Consider the following 19,072-nt stretch of genomic DNA (forward strand, 5'->3'; position numbering starts at 1 on the left):
CGCGTGGCAGTTCGTGAGCCTTTCATATGCTATGGTTTATATGACCTTTTCGATAGAAGCGCCAGTGTGGCGTTGGCGCCGCGAACGACGGAGTGCAACCCGATGGGACTGGTACGCTTGAGCATCGACGGCCATCAGGTCCAGGCGCCGGCCAACTGCTCCATCCTGCAGGCCTTCCTCTACGCAGGCGAGACGCTGGTCGAGGGCGTTGGCTGCATGGGGCAGGGGGTCTGCGGTTCGTGCCGCGTCATGGTGCGGCACAGCGGCGAGCAGGAGGTGAAGACGGCCCTCGGATGCGAGACGCTCGTCGAAGAGGGCATGCAGGTGGCCTTCCTGGATTACTTCACCGTCTCGTCTCGCCACAGGTATCGCCTGGACGAAATCGGCGACAGCTGGCAGGCGCTGCGCACCCTCTCTGAAATATTCCCGGAAGCCTCCCATTGTCGTCACTGCAGCGGCTGCGATCGCGCCTGCCCGAAGGGGCTCGACGTCCAGCGCGGCGTCAATCTCGCCGTGGCGGGCGAACTGGCTGAGTCGAGCGATGTCTTCGACGAGTGTGTCATGTGCAACCTCTGCACGCTGGCCTGCCCCGAGCATATCCGGCCCAACCATCTCGGCCTGTTCGTGCGGCGGATGATCGCGTCACAGTCGCTGCGTCCGGCGAACCTGATGCGCCGGCTGCAGCAGATCGAGCGCGGCGAAATGAAGATCGATTTCGACGCGCCTGGCGCGCAGCCGCCACGCTGATCGGAACCACAACGATGCCCGCTGGCATTCCCTTCGAAGACGCGCGCAAGCGCTACCGGCCCGGTGCGGTACCGACGGTCCGCAGCGACGACACTTCTGTCGACGAGCTTCTCAAGGGCTATCACCCCGACCATGGGCTCAATGCGCGTGTGGCGCTGAGCATCGGCGTGAACCAGGGGGACCCCTGTCAGCCGGATCTCGCACGCTATCTCCAGGCCAATGCGCTGATCGACGATATCGACATCGCCGGCGCGCAAGTGATCAGCACCGACGTCCTGATCGTCGGCGGCGGCGGTGGCGGCTGTGCGGCGGCGCTCATTGCAGCAAAGCAAGGCGCGCAGGTGATCCTCGCCACCAAGCTGCGCCTGGGTGACAGCAACACCGTCATGGCGGAAGGCGGGATTCAGGCGGCCGTCGGCGAGGACGACAGTCCCCAGTTGCACTTCGAGGACACCCTGCGCGCCGGACACTTCTGCGGCGAGCCAGAACTCGTGGCGCAGATGGTGATGGATGGCCCCGACGTCATTCGCTGGCTGATCCAGCTTGGCGTGATGTTCGACCTGGAGGAAGGCCGGCCCATGGGCGGCAACCTTCTGCGCAAGAAGCCCGGTGGCGCTTCGGCGGCGCGCATCCTGTCCTATCGGGACTACACCGGCCTGGAGATGATGCGCGTGCTGCGCGAGGCGGTGGACCTCGATCCCGCAGTCGAGGTGTGGAACCGCTGCCCGGCGGTCGAACTGCTGTCCGACGAGCGGGGCCGCTGCGCCGGGGCCGTGATCTATAACCTGGAGTCGCGTACCTATGTGCTGGTGCGCGCGCGTGCCGTGATTCTCGCCACCGGCGGGGCGGGGCGGCTGCACCTGAATGCTTTTCCGACATCCAACCACTACGGCGCCACCGCGGACGGCCTGGTGCTGGCCTATCGGATCGGGGCACACCTGCGCGAACTCGACTCGTTCCAGTATCACCCCACCGGCATCGCCTATCCGGCGCACCTGGCAGGTGGACTCATTTCGGAAGCGGCGCGTTCGGCCGGTGCCAAGCTGATCAATGGCGAGGGCGAGCGCTTCGTGGACGAACTCAAGCCTCGGGACGTCGTGGCCTCGGCGATTCTGCGCGAATGCGCGCAGGGGCGTGGCATTGACCGGGACGGCCAGACCGGCGTCTTCCTCGACACGCCGACGCTGGAAATGGAGAACCCCGGCATTCTGGCCAAGCGCCTCGTGACGCTGCGCCATCTCGCGCGGAAGTGCGGTCACGATGCGGCAGTGGAGCCCTTCCTCGTTTATCCGACCCTCCACTACCAGAACGGAGGCGTGGCGATCGACAAGGACGGTGCCACGAGCGTGCCCGGCCTGTTTTGCGTCGGCGAGGTCACGGGGGGCATTCACGGGCGTAACCGCCTGATGGGAAACGCGCTGCTCGACATCCTGAGCATGGGGCGGCGTGCCGGCGCCAAGGCAGCGGAGTCTGGCGCGGGTGCCATGGCCGGCCGCGCAGGCATCGGCCATGTGCACGCCTGGCAGCGGCAATTGACGCTGGCGGGGCTACCCTTGCATGTCAAGGCACCGCAACTCTTCCCCGGCTATGCCCATTTCGACTTGCGGGTCGATGCAGCGTTGCGCCGGGGCAAGTGGGGCGGCGCGGGCGGCGGCGTCYGATGAGCKACCCACGGAGCGCGCGATGCACAAGCTGAATCAGGTTCTCCTGAGGGACGATATCCGGGTCGGCGCAGACCTGGACGCCTGGCTCGCATGCGGCGGCGGAGAGGGGCTGGCCAAGGCCCTGCGCGATCCGCTCGCCATCCTCGCCGAAATCGAACAAGCGGACCTGCGTGGGATGGGCGGTGCCGGATTCGCGACGCATCGCAAATGGGCACCGGTCGCTGCCACCGCTGCAGGCGACAAATACATCATCTGCAACGGCAACGAAGACGAGCCCGGTACGTTCAAGGACCGCTATCTGCTGGAGCACACGCCGCACCAGGTCATCGAGGGGGCGCTCATCGCCGCAGCGGCGACCCATGCCAATCATGTCGTGCTGTACGTTAATCCGCATCAACCGTTGGCCCTCAATATGGTGCGGCAGGCGGTGGAGCAGTGGCGGGGGCACGCCCTGTTTGCGGAACTCGTTCGTCTGATTGGCGGCCCGCTGTCGCTTGACGTGATCCCCAGCTCTGGCTTGTATATCGGCGGGGAGGAGACGGCGGTGATCGCGAGTGTCGAGGGCGGATTCCCGTTCCCCAGACGCAAGCCGCCCTATCCCGCCGAGCACGGTGTGCATGGCTCACCGACCATCGTGAACAACACCGAGACCCTGGCGCACGTACCGGGCATTCTGCGCAACGGTGCGCAGTGGTATCGCGGTCTTGGCATCGGGAATGCTGCCGGAACCAAGCTCTATTCGCTTTCGGGCGACGTCCTGCGTCCTGGCTTGTATGAATTGCCGATGGGCACGCGCCTGGAGGCCCTGGTGTTCGAGCATGGCGGTGGCATGCTCCAGGGCAAGGAGTTCAAGGCGGTCTTTACCGGCGGCCCGTCCAATACCTTGCTGACGAAGCGTGATCTCGATGTGGCACTCGATTTTGACTCCGTGCGTCAACGGCGTTCGCGTCTGGGCACCGGTGCCATGATCGTCGTGTCCGAAGGCACCAGCATCGTCCGCAAGGTCTCCGAGTACGTGAGCTTCTTCGCCCAGGGCTCGTGCGGACAGTGTCCGCCCTGCAAGGGTGGCACCTTCCAGATGATGCGATTGCTCGGCCGGATCGACACGGGCCATGGCGTACGTGCCGATCTGGAAGCGCTGGAGAACCTGTGTCGCATCCTGCCCGGCAGCGGCCGTTGCGGTCTGATCGATGGCGCCGTGACGGTGGTGGAAAGCTCGCTGCAACAGTTTCGGGCGGAATACGAGGCGCTTCTGATTGCATGACGGTGTCGGACTCGCAACGGGTAGCGGCTGAAGGTCATATTGCGCGCCTGAACGGAGCATGGTGATGGGCATTCTGAACTGGCGCCGCCGCCGCGGCCCCGATGGGCAGGCGGACAACCGGCGGGAGGTGGCGGAACTGGCCGAGCGCATTACCCGGCTAAGTCCCCGCCTACGGCTATTGCCCCGCTATGCCCGGCGGCTGGCCCCCTCGATCCGCATCGCGCTCGACCACGTACGCGCGGTCGTGGCCGGCATTCCCGCACCACGGGAAGCGAGTCCGGAGACGTGGGGGACGGACCCGTACATCCACGCGTGTTTTGGCACTGGTCAGGACGTCGCACTGGCTTTCAGCCGCGCCGCCGATCTGCGCGACTATTTCGATGCGTCACCTGGCACAGACGAGGCGTTTGCGGTGCTTGGCATGGAAATGGTCGAGCGGCGCACCTTGGGCGTGGCCCTGGAGGGCGACGTCATGCGCTCGGACGTGCTGCAAACCACGGTCAGCTTCAACGATCATCAGATTCGGATATGCGGTGACAGCCACGCCGGGCTGTACAGGGAGATCGAGGCGCGCATGCTGGACCAGCTTGCGCTGCAGGGCCTTGCCAGTGCGGCGGCGGGGGGCATTGGGCGAGATGAGCGCCTGCAGGAGATGGYGTTGCTCAGCGAGCGCTTGCGGCTGCTGGAACGCCAGGGGGTGGGCATGCGTTCGCTGCTTGGCGGCGATGTCTCGCCGGACCCCGAGGAACGGGAGCGCCTGCGCGCGCAGATCGCACAGATCGATGCGGCCAACGGCGACACTGCCCTGCCGGCGGGACAAGTCGATGCGCTGGAGCGCCAGATGGAAGGGCTGCAGGCAGCGCTCACCAACGCCGGCGCCTATCTMCTCATCGAGCGCCGGCGCATGCGGCTGAGCCGGATGAATGTGCTTCAACCCGATGACAGCACCGCGCCCGGCGACGACCTGGAATTCCTGACCGCAAGCATTCCAGGCGACCCCCGCCTGGTGAGAACCTTTCTGCTCGTGCGCTTTGCGCGCGCCACGATGTTGTCCCGCATGACGCTGCTGGAAGAGGCGGAGCGTCTGCTGTAGATCAGCGGACGGCTGTCAAGTGGCCGTTTCAGGCGAAAAGATTCACATCAGCGAACGAAAACATGCAGTACGCGGCACGCCGATGGCCGATAGGATCTTGCGGTAGTCAATCGCCCACAGATCCTAGGAGAAGCGATGCGGCAAGTTATCGGGGTTGCAGTCGCCTTGACGGCCTTCGTTGCCGGACACGCCATAGCGCAGGCAACGCGCTACGATGCCCTGGCGAACCTGCCATTCCACAACGGTTATCCGACGCCGCAGGGCGTTGCCACGCTCCAGGACGAATTGACGTTCCAGCGCGCCGTGCAGTCGTATATCTGGGCGCTGCCTGCCCTCAATATGCTCGGCATGAAGGAAGGCTCCGAGAAGACCTTCGGCAAGGGATATAACGTCCTGCCGATCTGGAAGGACCGCCTGAATGCCAAGACGCTGGTCACCACGCCGAATTCGGATGTGATCTACGCCATGGGCTACCTCGACCTGAAGGAAGACGGCCCGATGGTGATCGACGTGCCGCCCGGACTGCAAGGCATCCTCGACGACTTCTTCCAGCGCCCGATCTGCACCGAGGGGGAAATCGACGGCCGTCAGTGGTGCGGCGATGTGGGGCTGCCCGGGCCGGACAAGGGCAGGGGTGGCAAATACCTTGTGCTCCCGCCTGACTATCGCGGCGAGATTCCGGCTGCCTATATCGTGATGCGGTCGCGCACGTATGGGGTGTTCGTGTTCTGGCGCGGATTTTTCAAGGATCCTCGCCAGCTGGATGCGCCGGTAAAGGTGATGGAGCAGACCCGGATCTATCCGCTGGGCAAGGAGGCTTCCGCCCGGCCCATGCAGTTCCCCAATGCGTCGGGCGTGCCGGTCAACATGCTGTATCCAACGGATGACAAGGCATTCAACATGCTGTCGCGCTTTATCGACAACGAGTATGTCGATCCGGCCGACATGGAGATGCGCGGGATGCTGGCAGCGCTCGGGATCATCAAGGGCAAGCCGTTCGCACCGGACACGCACACGCGCGACCTGCTGGACAAGGCAGCCCGCACTGCCGCCAAGATGGGGCACTCGATCTCGTACGCGCCGCAGCGTGGCGTGCCCAACGGCGTCTGGTACGAAGACCGCCGCTGGCTGAACGTGTTTCCCGGCAACGCCACCTTTACCGCCGAGACCTTCAACTACATCGATCCGCGCACGGGTTTCTTCACCAATGCGTATTCCGCCAGTCCGGGCATGGCTGTGAACATGGTCAACGTGGGTGCGAAATATCCGGCCACCTTTGTCGATGCGAAGGGCAACTTCCTATCCGGCAGCAACCGCTACAAGCTCACGCTGCCCAAGGACGTGCCGGCGGCGCTGTTCTGGTCCGCGACCATCTATGACTCGATCACCGCGTCGGGCGTGGACAACGGCCAACCGTTTCCGTCGATCAACACCATGGACCAGCCGGTACGAAATGCGGACGGATCCACCGATATCTACTTCGGCCCGACGTCGCCAGGCACAGGAAAGAACTGGCTGAAGACCCTGCCGAAGCAGGGCTACTTCGTGATCCTGCGTCTCTACGGCCCTACCCAGCCATTCTTTGACAAGACCTGGCGACCGGGCGACCTGGAAAAGCTGAGGTAGACGGCGCAGCCGCCCACCGTGGTGGCACAACGCACGACCTTTCACCGACATGAGTAACCCATCGATGATCCGCATGCCATCCGCTGCGCTGTCCCCCTTGCTCGTTGCCGTGGCGCTGGCGTCTGCCGCTGCGACGCCCACCATGGCCCTTGCCGCGCAAGACGTGCCCGGAGCGGTGGCCGGGCCCGTGGCGGGGATGAAGATGACCGATGCCTACCTGCAGATGGCGGCGCGCGACATCTACTTCTGGGCGTGGCCGATGACCAATGTCTACAACCGCCGGCTGGCGTTCAAGGACCTGCCTCAACCCGGGCTGATGGGCGGGACGGTGCCGATCGCACCGTCCAACCGGCTGTCGATGCTGACCGACTACATCGCGCCGGACGAGCGCATGGTGGCGTGCCCCAACCAGGATGTGGTCTATGGCTTCAGCGTGCTGGCGCTGGACCAGAGCCCGGTGGTGGTGCAGGTGCCCGACTTCGGCAAGCGCTTCTGGGTTTATCAGGTGGTGGATCTGGGTACCGACAGCTTTGCCGAGCTTGGCAAGATGTACGGCACCAAACCGGGCTTCTACCTGCTGGTGGGGCCCGACTGGAAGGGCAGCGTGCCGAAGGGCATCACCAAGGTGTTTCGCGCCAGGAGCAACACCGGCGTGGTGATCCCGCGCGTGTTCCAGGATGACACCGCCGCTGACAAGCAGGCCGTGCAGGCATCGCTGGCAGGCGTGAACCTGTACCCGTTGGCCGAATACACGGGCAAGATGCAGACGCGGGACTGGGCCAAGCTGCCGCATTTCCCCAATCAGAATGCGGGGGACGCCGAGACCAAATGGGTGGTGCCGGAGACATTCTGGGCGACGCTGCCGCTGGTGCTCAAAGACGCCAGGCCGCTGCCGGGCGAGGAGACGAAGTACGCCCAGGCACTGATGCTGGCAGACGCTGCGGCAAAGGATCCGCGCGTCAAGGACATGCTGGTCAAGGCCGCCGCGCAGGCAGACAGCGAGATCGTCGATCCGCTCTTCCAGTTCCGCAACTACGGCCTGCAACTGCCCGACCACTGGAGCACCATCAGCAACGGCGCAGCTTTTGGCACGGATTACTTTGCCCGCACGGCGGCGGCGAAATCCAACATCTTCGTCAATCGGCAGAAAGAGACCAAGTACTTCTATCAGGATCTGGATGCGAGCGGCGCCCGCCTGAACGGCCGAGGCGAGTACACGGTGACCTTTGCCAAGGGGGCGCAGCCCCCGGTGCAGGGATTCTGGTCGCTGACGCTCTACAACCAGCACCACTTCTTTGCCGAGAACAAGCTCAAGCGCTATTCCATCGGCACGAAGAACAAGGCCCTCAAGTACGGTGCCGACGGATCGCTCACGCTCTACATCCAGGCCGACTCGCCCGGCGCTGACAAGGAGAGCAACTGGCTGCCTGCGCCGAAGGACGAGGACTTCTCGCTGTACGTGCGCGCCTATTGGCCCGAAGCGGTTGCGCTGAACGGCAAGTGGACGCCGCCGCCTGCGGTAAGGGCGAACTAGCGCTGACGCGACGCTCGCCCTGCTTGAAGTATCGCGTGGGGTCAGTCCAGCTTGATGCCGACGGTCTTCACGACCTTGTCCCACTTCTGGGCGTCGCGGTTCACCAGTTGCGTGAACTCGACTGGGCCCAGCGCGCTCGGCTCCATGCCCTGTTTGGCGATCGAATCGCGGATCGACGGTTGCGCCACCACGGCGGCAATCTCCTGCGCGAGGCGGTTCACCGTCGGCATCGGCGTGCCGCCCGTCGTGAAAACGCCGTACCACGACACGACTTCGTACCCGGGTACGCCGGACTCGGCGATGGTCGGCACGTTCGGCATGGTTTCCACGCGCTTGGTGCTCGTCACGGCGAGGATGCGGACCTTGCCGGAATCGGCGCCGGCCTTGGCCGACGGCAGGCTCGCAAACGTCATCTGGGCCTGGCCCGCCATCACGTCCTGCATCGCCGGCGCATCGCCGCGATAGGGAATGTGCGTGATGGAGACGCCAGCCATGCTCTTGAACAGTTCGGCCGACAGGTGCGAAATCGTGCCATTGCCCGGCGACGTCACATTGAGCTTGCCCGGATTGGCCTTGGCGTAGGCGAGCAGCTCCTGCACGTTCTTGACCGGCAGGTCATTGTTCACGACCAGCGCGTTGGCGGACTTGGCCACCAGCGACACCGGCTGCACGCCCTTGATGGGATCGTACGGCAGCTTGCTGTAGATGGACGGTGCGATGGCCTGGCCGCCGACGGAGCCCAGCAGCAGCACCGAGCCATCCGGCTTGGCACGCGCCATCTCGGCGGTGGCGATGGTGCTGCCGCCGCCCGGCTTGTTCTCCACCACGATGGTGACCTTGGTGTTCAGCTGAAACTGCGTGGCGACCGTGCGGGCGATGACATCGTTGCCACCGCCGGGCGCGAAGCCGACCAACATCCGCATCGGGCCCGGTGGCAAGTCCTGGGCCATGCCTTGGGCTGCGGCCAGCGCGAGGGCGAGAGCGGGGACGATCTTGGAAAACGCCATGATTGATTCTCGATAAGGGGGTTGAGGATTGCTCTCAGGATGTCGTCGCTGTGCTGGTTCGACTGGCGGGACGCGGGATGCCATGCATGACCCGGTCCGCGCTTCTGTTTTCATGTTGCTGCCTACTGCGCTTTACTTCTTGAAGCGGACCACGGCGTCCCGCGACGCCCGGGTCTGCGGCAGCGAGGCGATCTCGCCGAGCGTCACCGGCTTGGTGGGAAACCGCAGCCGGTAATAGCCCACATCACGCGGATGGCGCTGTTGTTCGTCGGCGATCAGTTCGGTCACGGTCAGCCCGCAGAGTCGTCCCTGGCACGGCCCCATGCCGCAGCGCAGGAACGCCTTCAACTGGTTCGGACCCTGACAGCCGATGCGTGCCGCGTGGCGCACCTGTTCGGCGGTGGCTTCCTCGCAGCGGCAGACGATGGTGTCGCCCACGGGGCGGMGGAACTGCGGCAGCGGGCGATAGAGCACCTCGAAGAATTCGCGGCCTCGCGTGGCGCGTGCCAGCGCGGCGTGATGCGGTGCCGCCTTGCCGTCGCGCGTGGCGATGTCGATGCGACCCAGCGCGGCAGCGGCATGCACGGCGGCGATGCGGCCCCGATGCTCGGCGGCCACGGCGCCCGCGATGCCCGCGCCATCCCCGGCAATGCTCACGTGCGGCATCGACGTTGCGCCCCATGCATCCACCTGCGGCTCCCAGCAGTCCTGGCGCTCGTTCCAGACATGCTCGGCGCCAATGGCGCGCGACAGGTTGGTATTCGGCACCACCCCCTGATGCAGCAGCAGCTGGTCGATCGCCATGCTGTGGCGCTGGCCCGCCGCCTGATAGCGCAGTTCGGCGACCTGACCGCCGGCGCCGGCGATGGCCTCGAGCGCCGTGACGCCGCTCACGATCGGCACGGCCTTGCGGACCGCGCGCAGCAGCTTCAGCCCCTTGGCCAGATAGGGCGAGCGAAGGAAACCCCAGGCGTGCGGCAGCGCCTTGCGCCATTGGCCGCTATCGGTCGTCTCGAGAATCGCCTCGAGCTTCACGCCGGCATTCAGGTATTGATAGGCGAGCAGGTAGAGCAGGGGGCCGCCGCCCGCCAGCACCGTGCGCCCTTCGGGCACCACGCCCGAGGTCTTCAGCAGGATCTGCGCGGCACCGGCCGTGATCACGCCCGGCAAGGTCCAGCCCGGAATCGGGAAGGGCCGCTCCTGCGCGCCGGTGGCCAGGATGAGATGGCGGCAGTGCAGCAGCGCGGCCTGCGGATCCTGACCGGGCCGGGCCACCGAATAGGCGACCTCGAAGCCGGCGGGTTGGCCATCGCCCTCCGTACCCGGCTGCGGCTCGCGCGCATTGATCGACCAGACAGTTGCCGCCGACAGATGGCGCGCACCGCTGTTGGCAAACGGCTCCAGCAGGCTCTGGCCGTGCCAGTAGTCTTCGCCCAGGATCGCGCGATTCTGTACCGGCGTGCTGCTGATGGCGCGATAGATCTGTCCGCCGGGTGCCGGCTGTTCGTCGATCAGCACCGTCGACAGGCCCAGCGCGGCAGCCTCGGTGGCCGCGGCCAGCCCGGCAGGGCCGGCGCCGACCACGAGCAGGTCGCAGGTTGCGATGTCGATGTCGAGGCTCATGCCGCCACCTCGCGTGCGCCGTGCTGGCGTTCCACGGTCATGCCATCGTGCACGCGCGCCATGCAGGCCTGCTGGTTGGGCCGGCCGTCGATGCGGACCAGGCAGTCGTAGCAGATGCCCATCATGCAATAGGGGCCGCGTGCGGCGCCGGACACGGCCGTGTCGCGGCAGGCCAGCACGCCGGCGGCGAACAGGGCCGCCGCCACGCTGTCGCCTTCCCGGCATTCCAGCGCGGTGCCATCCACGGTGACCCGTACTTTGCGATCCGTCGCTTGCAGGACGGCCGCGTCAATGCGTCTGAACATGGAATCTCCGGGTCGAAAAAGTGGCCAGCTCGGGTGGCAGCTCGCCTGCGGCGATCATGGGGGCGAGGTTCATGGCGTGCGTGGCGGCCAGCGTCACGCCGCTATGGCAGGTGACGATGAACGCGCCCGGATGCGTCGCCGATTGTTCGTAGACCGGGAAGCCGTCCTTGGCGCGCACGCGCAGGGCGGACCAGGCGCGCACCGCGCGCACGTCGCGCAGGGCGGGCAGGGTGCGCACGGCACGGTCGGCCAGCGTGGCCAGCACCGGCAGCGTGGTGACCTGTTCGGCGTAGCCCGCCTCTTCCTGGGAGTCGCCGACCAACCAGCTACCCTCGTCGTTCTGGCGCAGCGTGACCATGGGCGTGTCCAGCAGGCGGCGCGTGCGTTCGAGCACCAGGATCTGGCCGCGCTGCGGGGCCATCGGCAGGTCGATGCCCACCATGCGGCCCAGGTCGCCGTTGCGCAGGCCGCCGGCCAGCACGATCTTGCGCGCCCGCACGGTGCCGTTCGGCGTGGTCAGCACGAAGTCGCCACCGGGCTGCTGCACGATGTCCGTGACGCCGTGGTGCGGCAGGTAATGGACTCCGCTGGTGCTGAACGCGGTATGGAACGCGCACAGCAGCTTGAGCGGATTGACGATGCCATCGTGCGGCGTCCAGATCGCCCCGGTGACATCGGGGCCCAGTCCGGGCACGAGCGAAGCGGCCTGATGGTGATCCAGCAGCTTCCATTCATAGGGCTCCACACCGGGCTGCGCCATCAGCGTGTTGACCCACGCCAGCCGCGCCTCGACCTCGTAGTCGCCCATCAGCGGCGTCAGGCCGCCTTTCTGCTCCAGGGCCACGTCGATGCCAGTTTCCTGCAGCAGGCCGGCGGCCAGTTTCGGCCACAGCCGCGTGGAGTTCAGCGTCCAGCGGCTGTAGGCGCCCATGCCGTAGCCCTTGCTCTGCAGCCAGACCAGGCCGAAATTGCCGCGCGAGGCGCGCAGGGCGATATCGCCTTCGTCGAGCACGGCGATTGTGCCCACGCTGCTGCGCAGGCCGTAGGCCACGGCCGAGCCGACCAGGCCGCCGCCAATCACGGCGACGTCGAACACGGGGAGTCGGGAGGTGGAGGCTGCGGTCATCTGCAGCACCTTCCGTGGGGGGATTGCGGGCCTTGGGCCCTGCTAGAAATCATGTCAGGTACTCGCAAGCTTCATGAAACCACCAGCCGAAGAAGCCCAAAAAAGCCCAATGGGCAGCGGTGTGTCAGTCCGAGCGAGTATGCGGAGCGCGCGCCGCGCGCGCAAATACGAGTCTGTCAGGCGTCTATACGAAAACCTGATAGCCCCAGGGGCAGGGATGCCATTTCGGCAGCGATGAGTTCCATCAGCCGCTCGATAAAGCGGTCCGCCAGCACGTTGGCAGGCCGGTTCCGGGCCAGCAGGAGGTAGCTGACGAACGGTATACGCGGCCGGAATGGCCGGACCACCACCTCGGCGGCGTGCATGCGGGCTACCAGCGGGTTCACGATGCCCACGCCCAGCCCGAGTCCGACCATCTTGCAGATGGTGGCGCCGTAGGGGGTTTCGAAGTGCATCACACGCCGGTCGTCGTCGGCGAACGCGGCGTCCACGGYGGCGCGCAGGCCATCGCCGTGACTCATCGAGATAAAGKACTCGCCGGCCAGGTCGGCAGGCGTGATGACGTCCAGACTGGCCAGACGATGGCCGGGCGGCAGCACGCAACAGCCCGCGAGTTCGGCCACGGGCTGGGCATCGGTGACGGCGGCGGGGGGCAGGAACGACACCAGCCCGAGGTCGCAGTAGCGGCTGCCGACGCTGTCGGCCACCAACTGCGTGCTGCCCGTTTCCATGGCGACGTTGACGCCGGGATAGTCGGCATGGAACCGCTGGAGCACCAGCGGGAGCACGGTCATGGCGAGCGAGGGCACTGCGGCGATGCGCAGCCGGCCCTTGCCGAACTGGCGGATGTTGCGGGCGGCGTCCTTCAGCGTGTCGAGGCCCACGAAGGCGCGTTCCACCTCGCGCAGGAACGCCAGGCCCTCCTCAGTGGGAATCAGGCGGCCGGCGTTGCGCGTGAACAGCGTCAGTCCGGTGGACGATTCGAGTTGCGCGATCAGCCGGCTCACGTTCGGTTGCGACGTGTACAGCTCGGTGGCCGCCGCGGTCATCGAACCAGAGCGCATCACGGCCTGGAACGCACTGATTTCCTTGAACTTCATGCCGGGCTCTTGGGAAGGCGGGGACTAGCGGGCGATGGTATACCAGATCCGTATGGGTCCGTAGCACATCGCCGCAGAATCACATCCCCTCCCGCTCCAGCCATGACTGGAACAGCCCGACCAGTTCATCGCCCCGTTTCTCGTCCGGCACGTAGGCGCAATAGCTGCGCGACGGCAGGCGCGGGCCGGCGAATGGGGCGACCAGCCGCCCGGCGGCGAGGTCGTCGGAAACCAGCGATGTCGGCCCCATGGCGATGCCGATGCCGTCGATGGCTGCCTGCAGGGTCAGGAAGAAGTGATCGAAGGTCAACGTGGCGGCCGGGCTCAGCCCGGGGATCTGCGCGCTCGCCAGCCAGTCCGGCCAAAGGCGCGGCAGGCTCGAGGTATGCAGCAGGGTGTGGTGGCGCAAGTCGCCCGGCACCCCGAGCGGCTGGCGCTGCAACAGCGCCGGGCTACAAACCGGCAGCCGCTCCTCGGTCAGGAATGGCCGCATCGCGTAGCCGTAGAACGTGTCCGGACCCCCTCGGATGATCAGGTCGTGGTCGTCCTTCAGGCTTTCCAGTGGCCCGTTCGAGGTCTCCACCTTGATCTCCACATCGGGATGCTCGGCGCGGAATTTGGCCAGTCTCGGCACCAGCCAGCGCAGGGTGAAGGTCGCGGGCGCGTTGACGGACAGGGTCCGGGAGACCGGCCCGGGCACCCCGTAGCGCGCGGTAGCCTGCGCAAGCTGTTCGAACAAGGGGCCGATTTCCGCCAGATAGGCTTTCGCCGCCGGCGTCAGCGTCACGCGGCGGTTATGCCGCTCGAACAGCGCGGCGCCGAGCCACTCCTCGAGCAGGCGCACCTGCTGGCTCACCGCCCCATGCGTGACGTGCAGCGCGGCGGCGGCTTCCTTGAAGCTGCCCAGCCGGCCCGCGGCCTCGAAGGCCCGCAAGGCATTGAGCGGCGGCAATACCCGTTTCATGGCAATAGATTTTCTAACGCGATGTGGCAATTTATCTGGTTTGTCGTGCCGCTTCAAGATAGATATTCTTGGGCATTTCCTGCTCCCCTCCCACCCCAATGCTCAGCTATACCGGCGGTATCGTGCTCCTCGCCGCCGTGCTCCACGCGAGCTGGAACGCCATGCTGCACGGCAACCGCGACCGGTTCCTGTCGATGACGTGGATGAGCATCGCCATCGCGGCCGTCGCCACGCTCGTCGTCCTGCGCAACCCCTTGCCGGCCAGCGCCGCCTGGCCGTACATCGTCGCGTCGGGGCTCGTGCATATCGTCTACAACGTGAGTCTGGTGCGGTCCTATCGCCGCAACGACCTGGCGCTGGCCTACCCCATCGCGCGGGGCTCCTCGCCGCTGCTGGTCACGCTTGGCGCGGCGCTCTTCGCCGACGAGGCGATCGGCCCCTTGCGCGCGCTCGGCATCGCCATGGTCTCGGGCGGCATCATCGTGATCGCGCTGCAGGGGCACCGCGCGTCCCGCGCGGGTGCCTTGGCCGCGCTGACCACCGGGGCGATGATTGCGCTCTACACCGTGATCGACGGCATCGGCGTCAGGTTGTCCGGCGGGCAGGCGCTCAGCTACACCGCGTGGATGTTCCTGTTCTACTGGCTGATGCCGATCCTGTTCGTCGCGGTGCGGGGGCTGGCGCCGCTGTGGGCGCCGGTACGGTCCGAGCCGCTGGCGGTCGGTTCGTCGCTGGTCGGCGGGCTGGTGTCGATTGCCGCCTATGGCATCGTGATCTGGGCGCTGCAATCAGGCGCGATGGGCGCGGTCTCGGCGTTGCGCGAGACCAGCGTGGTGTTCGCGGTCCTGATTGGGCGGGTCTTCCTGCGGGAGTCGGTCAGCGGCACGCGCTGGCTCGCCTGCATCGTCGTCGCAGCCGGCGCGGTTTGCCTGGGGCTTTGACAGCCCCTCATAATTGTTAATCCACTATCACATCGAGATGCGCAGATGATGAACACCGTTCCGCAGGCACCGCTGATTCTGATTACGGGGGGCAGCCGTGGCGTGGGCGCGGCCACCGCGCGCCTGGCCGCCGCACAGGGCTACGACGTGGCGATCAGCTACGTCGCCAACGAATCCGCCGCGCTGGCCGTGGTGGCCGATGTGGAAGCGMTGGGCCGCCGGGMGCTGGCCGTGCGCGCGGATAGCGCGGACCCCGAGCAGGTCGCCCAGCTATTCGCCACCATCGACCGGACGTTCGGCCGGATCGACGTGCTGGTGAACAACGCCGCCATCCTCGCGCGGCAGGCCCGGCTGGAGGATCTCGATTTCGCGCGGATGCAGCGCATCTTCGCCGTCAACGCCATCGGCCCCATGCTCTGCGCCCAGCAGGCGGCCCGGCGCATGTCCCATCGTCACAACGGGCGGGGCGGCGTGATCATCAATATCTCGTCGGGCGCGGCCCGGCTCGGCAGTCCGAACGAATATGTCGACTACGCGGCGTCGAAGGGCGCCCTGGAGACCTTCACCACCGGCTTCGCCAAGGAAGTCGCGCGGGAGGGCATTCGCGTCAACTGCATCCGCCCCGGGCACATCTACACCGACATGCACGCCAGCGGCGGCGAGCCGGGACGGGTGGATCGCGTCAAGGACTCGATCCCGATGGGCCGGGGCGGCCAGCCGGAAGAGGTCGCCCGCGCGATCCTGTGGCTGGCCAGCGCCGACGCGTCCTACAGCACCGGCACCTTCCTCGATGTCACCGGCGGGCGGTGAGTCACAGGGGGGATAATCGGGACATTCCGATGATTGTCATGGACACGCGCTGTCATGCCCCAGCCCCGCTACAAGCAACTGGTCGACCGGCTTGCCGACGATATCCGCGCGGGCCGGCTGCGTCCCGGCACGCGGCTGCCCACGCACCGCGACCTCGCGGCGCGTGAAGGGCTGGCGCTGGTCACGGCCACGCGCGTCTACGCCGAACTGCAATCGATGGGGCTGGTAAGCGGGGAGGCCGGTCGCGGCACCTTCGTCAAGGAGGCGTTGCCGCGCGGGCAGGGCGTGGATCTGCTTGCCTGGATCGCCGATACGGTCGACCTGAGCTTCAACAATCCGGCGTTGCCGGGCCAGGCAGATCTGCTGCGGGCAGCGCTGCGCCAGCTGGCCGCCGCCGGAGACCTTGAGGCGCTGCTGCGCTACCAGCCCCACGGCGGCCGCGAGCACGAGCGCGCGACCGTGGCGCTCCATCTGGGCCGGCGCGGCGTGCCGGCCACCCCGGAAACCGTCTTGCTCACGAGCGGCGCGCAACACGCGCTGACGCTCACCGCCATGGCCTTGCTGGAGCCCGGCGACGTGGTGGCCGTGGATGCCCTGACCTACCCGGGCTTCAAGCTCGCCGCCGAAACTGGCCGGCTGGAACTCGTCCCGATTCCCGTCACCGCTCACGGGCCCGACCTCGACGCCCTGGAGGCGCTCTGCCGCCGCCGGCGCGTGCGTGCCGTGTACGCCATGCCGACGCTGCACAATCCGCTCGGCTGGGTGATGAGTGCCACGCGACGCCGCGAACTGGTCGCCATCGCCCGGCGGCATGGGCTGATGCTGATCGAGGATGCGGCCTACGCGTTCCTCGTCGAAGGGGCCCCCGCGCCGCTGGCCGCGCTGGCGCCGGAAGCTACCGTCTATGTGTCGAGTTTGTCGAAGAGTGTCGCCACCGGGCTGCGCATCGGCTTCGTCAGTGCGCCGCGCGAATGGGTGCCCCAGCTCGAACGCGCCATCCGCGCCACCACCTGGAATACGCCGGCCACGCTGACGGCCATCGCCTGCGGCTGGATCGAAGACGGCACCGTGGCCCGGCTCGAAGCCGACAAACGCCGGKATGCCGCGCTKCGCCAGCGCCTGGCCACGGAAGTGCTCGGCGGACTGGAGCGGGTCAGCCATCCCGCGTCGTACTTCGTCTGGCTGCCGCTGCCCCCCGAAGTGCGCGCGGATGCCATCGCGATGGCGCTGATGCAGGCGGGCATCGCCGTATCGACGGCCCATCCGTTCGCCACGTCAGCGCAGGTGCCCCACGCCATCCGGCTCGCGCTCGGCTCCGTCAGCCTGCCAACGCTCAGGCAGGCGCTGGAAACCGTGGCGCGCGTGGTGGCCGACCAGTCCTGGTGAGCGTCAGAGMAGGTAGCCGGACGCGCCATCCCACAGCAGCTTCATCGCGGTCACCACCAGCAACCCATAGCAGGCCCGGTACATCTGGCGCTGGTCCAGCCGGGCATGCAGGCGCCAGCCGAGCCAGACGCCGGAAGGTATCGCCAGCAGGCAGATCGCCATCAAGGTCCAGACGGCGCCCACCGGCCTGGCCAGGAACAGCCACGGCGCCGCCTTCATGATGTTGCCGACCGTGAAGAACATGCTGGTCGTGCCGGCATAGACCTGCTTGCTCAGGCCGAGCGGCAACAGGTACATCGCCAGCGGCGGCCCGCCGGAGTGCGCCACCATGGTGGTGATGCCCGAGGTCACGCCAGCGGCCACGGCCTTGCGCGAGGAGCGCGGCTGCACCACGACATCGCCGCCACGCAGGAACCACATGCCCACGAAGGCCAGCGTGACGGCGGCCATCACGATGGCGATCGCACGGTGATCCAGCACCCGGAACAGCCCGTAGCCGACCCCAATGCCGACCACCAGCCCCGGTACCAGCAGCCGGAGGTCAGGTTTCGACCACGTGGAGGGCTTCCAGTAGCGCAGGCCGAACAGGTCCATCGCGATAAACAGCGGGGCGAGCAGTCCGCCCGCCGTCACCGGGTCCATCACCAGCGACAGCAGCGGAATGCCGACGATGGCAAAGCCGCCCCCGAAGGCCCCCTTCATGAAGCAGATCAGGAAAACCCCGGCGAAGGTGACGAGAATGGTGGTGGTGTTCAGTTCCATGGTGATGCGCGTCCTTGCGATGCCACCCGACGCCCGGAGCCGGGCTGGGAGGATGAGGCATCGTAGTCCGCTGCATCAGGACAATCAAATAATTGTCATGGATACAATTTGCTTACGGCTTGGCCGCATCCCCCGGCGCCGCGCGGAACAGCGCCTCGCCGCGTTCCTGCAGTAGCGCCATCAGCCGTAGTGCAGCGGGCGACAGGTAGCCTTGCCGCCGGTACGTCACGCCCAGGCTGCGACGCAGCGTGGCTTCCTTCAGCGGCACTTCGCGCAGGGTGTGCCTGTGCTCGTGCAGCGTATGCCGGGAGAGGAAGCTCAGGAGTTCGGTCTTGGCGATCAGCCGGGGCAGCAGCGGGATGGAATTCGCGTCGATCTGGGTGGCGGGCCGGGGCAGGTCGTGCGACTGGAAGGCCGCGTCCAGCCATTGCCGGCTGGGAATCGAGGCGGCAGGCAAGACCCAGCGCCAGGCCAGCAGGGATTTGAGCGTCACGCGCGGTAGCTGGAACACCGGATGCGTCCGGCTGGCGGCCACCACCACCACGTCTTCGACGATCGCATGACTGACGAGCGCGTCGTCATGCTCCGGCATCAATCCGATCAGCAGGTCGAGCGTGCCTTCCTTCAGGCGCTCGCGTAGTACCAGGCTGGGCGCCACCGTGATGTCGATGGTGGTTGCCGGCGCCTCCTCCAGCAGCAGGCTGCAAATCTCGGGCAAGACATGCTCGGCGGCGATCGGGCCGCTGCCGATCCGCACGTGGCCGGCGTTGCCCTTCGCAAAATCGCCCACTTCCCGCAGCGCCTCGTCCGTMGCGCCCCGCAGCATGCGGGCCCGCGCCAGCAGGACCTCGCCCACGGGCGTCAGCCGGATGCCGCGCCCCTTGCGCTCGAACAGTTCACTGCCGAACGCCGCCTCCAGGCGCTGCACCGCCTTGGTCAGGGCCGGCTGGGTGCGGCCCAGCTTTTCGGCTGCCTGTCCGATGTGACCGAGTTCGGCCACGACCTCGAAGTACCGCAGGTCCCTGAGCTGGATGTCCATCGATAACTCCGGGGAATGAAAACATGAACATTATCAAATAGACGGAATGTTTCTGCACGGCAAGAATGCGCCCATAACGAA

General features: G+C 66.8%; 17 protein-coding genes. 9 read left to right on the forward strand and 8 right to left on the reverse strand.

Going from position 1 to position 19,072, the window contains the following annotated elements; translation table 11 throughout:
- Positions 1–108 precede the first annotated feature (108 nt).
- The 6 genes from AC1EJR_RS11915 to AC1EJR_RS11940 all read left to right on the forward strand — a co-directional run bounded on the left by AC1EJR_RS11915 (position 109) and on the right by AC1EJR_RS11940 (position 7,928).
- Complete coding sequence (locus AC1EJR_RS11915; RefSeq protein WP_477113283.1) at positions 109–747, forward strand: 2Fe-2S iron-sulfur cluster-binding protein; 639 nt, start codon at positions 109–111, stop codon at positions 745–747.
- Positions 748–761: 14 nt separating this feature from the next.
- Positions 762–2,411: an FAD-binding protein gene (locus AC1EJR_RS11920; RefSeq protein ID WP_477147109.1), complete on the forward strand. Its 1,650-nt coding sequence runs from the start codon at positions 762–764 to the stop codon at positions 2,409–2,411.
- Positions 2,412–2,430: 19 nt separating this feature from the next.
- Complete coding sequence (locus AC1EJR_RS11925; RefSeq protein ID WP_092295757.1) at positions 2,431–3,675, forward strand: complex I 51 kDa subunit family protein; 1,245 nt, start codon at positions 2,431–2,433, stop codon at positions 3,673–3,675.
- 64 nt (positions 3,676–3,739) lie between these two features.
- Complete coding sequence (locus tag AC1EJR_RS11930) at positions 3,740–4,768, forward strand: hypothetical protein (RefSeq protein ID WP_477147110.1); 1,029 nt, start codon at positions 3,740–3,742, stop codon at positions 4,766–4,768.
- 135 nt (positions 4,769–4,903) lie between these two features.
- The gene (locus AC1EJR_RS11935) at positions 4,904–6,394 is read left to right on the forward strand and encodes a DUF1254 domain-containing protein (protein WP_477113188.1); all 1,491 of its coding nucleotides are present in this window, start codon (positions 4,904–4,906) and stop codon (positions 6,392–6,394) included.
- 49 nt (positions 6,395–6,443) lie between these two features.
- The gene (locus AC1EJR_RS11940) at positions 6,444–7,928 is read left to right on the forward strand and encodes a DUF1254 domain-containing protein (RefSeq protein WP_255370851.1); all 1,485 of its coding nucleotides are present in this window, start codon (positions 6,444–6,446) and stop codon (positions 7,926–7,928) included.
- 41 nt (positions 7,929–7,969) lie between these two features.
- Here AC1EJR_RS11940 and AC1EJR_RS11945 read toward each other — a convergent pair whose 3' ends face one another.
- The 6 genes from AC1EJR_RS11945 to gcvA all read right to left on the reverse strand — a co-directional run bounded on the left by AC1EJR_RS11945 (position 7,970) and on the right by gcvA (position 14,053).
- Positions 7,970–8,935 (reverse strand): Bug family tripartite tricarboxylate transporter substrate binding protein, encoded by a 966-nt coding sequence (locus tag AC1EJR_RS11945; RefSeq protein ID WP_441592623.1) that lies wholly within the window; start codon positions 8,933–8,935, stop codon positions 7,970–7,972.
- A 132-nt stretch (positions 8,936–9,067) separates the two neighbouring features.
- A complete protein-coding gene (locus tag AC1EJR_RS11950) occupies positions 9,068–10,558 on the reverse strand; it encodes an FAD-dependent oxidoreductase (RefSeq protein WP_477147111.1) in 1,491 nt (496 codons plus the stop codon).
- Positions 10,555–10,863 (reverse strand): (2Fe-2S)-binding protein, encoded by a 309-nt coding sequence (locus AC1EJR_RS11955; RefSeq protein WP_218158036.1) that lies wholly within the window; start codon positions 10,861–10,863, stop codon positions 10,555–10,557. The genes AC1EJR_RS11950 and AC1EJR_RS11955 overlap by 4 nt, the downstream gene beginning before the upstream one ends.
- Positions 10,847–11,989 carry an NAD(P)/FAD-dependent oxidoreductase gene (locus AC1EJR_RS11960; protein ID WP_477113189.1) on the reverse strand — a complete coding sequence of 381 codons (1,143 nt, stop codon included), beginning with the start codon at positions 11,987–11,989 and terminating at the stop codon, positions 10,847–10,849. The genes AC1EJR_RS11955 and AC1EJR_RS11960 overlap by 17 nt, the downstream gene beginning before the upstream one ends.
- Before the next feature lie 176 nt (positions 11,990–12,165).
- Positions 12,166–13,089, reverse strand: a complete 924-nt coding sequence (locus AC1EJR_RS11965; RefSeq protein WP_477147112.1) for a LysR substrate-binding domain-containing protein — start codon at positions 13,087–13,089, stop codon at positions 12,166–12,168.
- Between the two features lie 79 nt (positions 13,090–13,168).
- Entirely contained in the window at positions 13,169–14,053 is an 885-nt protein-coding gene (gcvA, locus tag AC1EJR_RS11970) for a transcriptional regulator GcvA (RefSeq protein WP_441592621.1), read from the reverse strand.
- Between the two features lie 98 nt (positions 14,054–14,151).
- On the opposite strand from gcvA, the gene AC1EJR_RS11975 reads away from it, so the two are divergent.
- Genes AC1EJR_RS11975 through AC1EJR_RS11985 form a run of 3 tightly spaced genes read left to right on the forward strand, consistent with a single transcriptional unit; the run spans position 14,152 to position 17,190 of the window.
- Complete coding sequence (locus AC1EJR_RS11975; RefSeq protein ID WP_441592620.1) at positions 14,152–14,994, forward strand: EamA family transporter; 843 nt, start codon at positions 14,152–14,154, stop codon at positions 14,992–14,994.
- A gap of 48 nt (positions 14,995–15,042) precedes the next feature.
- Positions 15,043–15,804 carry an SDR family oxidoreductase gene (locus AC1EJR_RS11980; RefSeq protein ID WP_477147140.1) on the forward strand — a complete coding sequence of 254 codons (762 nt, stop codon included), beginning with the start codon at positions 15,043–15,045 and terminating at the stop codon, positions 15,802–15,804.
- A gap of 54 nt (positions 15,805–15,858) precedes the next feature.
- Positions 15,859–17,190 carry an aminotransferase-like domain-containing protein gene (locus AC1EJR_RS11985; protein ID WP_477147113.1) on the forward strand — a complete coding sequence of 444 codons (1,332 nt, stop codon included), beginning with the start codon at positions 15,859–15,861 and terminating at the stop codon, positions 17,188–17,190.
- A 3-nt stretch (positions 17,191–17,193) separates the two neighbouring features.
- Here the strand turns inward: AC1EJR_RS11985 and AC1EJR_RS11990 are convergent, their stop codons facing one another.
- Together AC1EJR_RS11990 and AC1EJR_RS11995 are read right to left on the reverse strand one after the other, a co-directional pair.
- Positions 17,194–17,952: a sulfite exporter TauE/SafE family protein gene (locus tag AC1EJR_RS11990; RefSeq protein ID WP_441592618.1), complete on the reverse strand. Its 759-nt coding sequence runs from the start codon at positions 17,950–17,952 to the stop codon at positions 17,194–17,196.
- 112 nt (positions 17,953–18,064) lie between these two features.
- Entirely contained in the window at positions 18,065–18,991 is a 927-nt protein-coding gene (locus AC1EJR_RS11995; RefSeq protein WP_092295730.1) for a LysR family transcriptional regulator, read from the reverse strand.
- Between the last annotated feature and the right edge of the window lie 81 nt (positions 18,992–19,072).

Source organism: Cupriavidus sp. 05T42 (genome assembly GCF_056396345.1).

What these genes read in the sequence shown, in the direction of transcription:
- AC1EJR_RS11925 (WP_092295757.1), top strand. Translation starts at nt 2,431, where the DNA reads ATGCACAAGCTGAATCAGGTTCTCCTGAGGGACGATATCCGGGTCGGC.
- AC1EJR_RS11935 (WP_477113188.1), top strand. Translation starts at nt 4,904, where the DNA reads ATGCGGCAAGTTATCGGGGTTGCAGTCGCCTTGACGGCCTTCGTTGCC.
- AC1EJR_RS11940 (WP_255370851.1), top strand. Translation starts at nt 6,444, where the DNA reads ATGAGTAACCCATCGATGATCCGCATGCCATCCGCTGCGCTGTCCCCC.
- AC1EJR_RS11945 (WP_441592623.1), bottom strand. Translation starts at nt 8,935, where the DNA reads ATGGCGTTTTCCAAGATCGTCCCCGCTCTCGCCCTCGCGCTGGCCGCA.
- AC1EJR_RS11955 (WP_218158036.1), bottom strand. Translation starts at nt 10,863, where the DNA reads ATGTTCAGACGCATTGACGCGGCCGTCCTGCAAGCGACGGATCGCAAA.
- AC1EJR_RS11960 (WP_477113189.1), bottom strand. Translation starts at nt 11,989, where the DNA reads ATGACCGCAGCCTCCACCTCCCGACTCCCCGTGTTCGACGTCGCCGTG.
- gcvA (WP_441592621.1), bottom strand. Translation starts at nt 14,053, where the DNA reads ATGAAACGGGTATTGCCGCCGCTCAATGCCTTGCGGGCCTTCGAGGCC.
- AC1EJR_RS11975 (WP_441592620.1), top strand. Translation starts at nt 14,152, where the DNA reads ATGCTCAGCTATACCGGCGGTATCGTGCTCCTCGCCGCCGTGCTCCAC.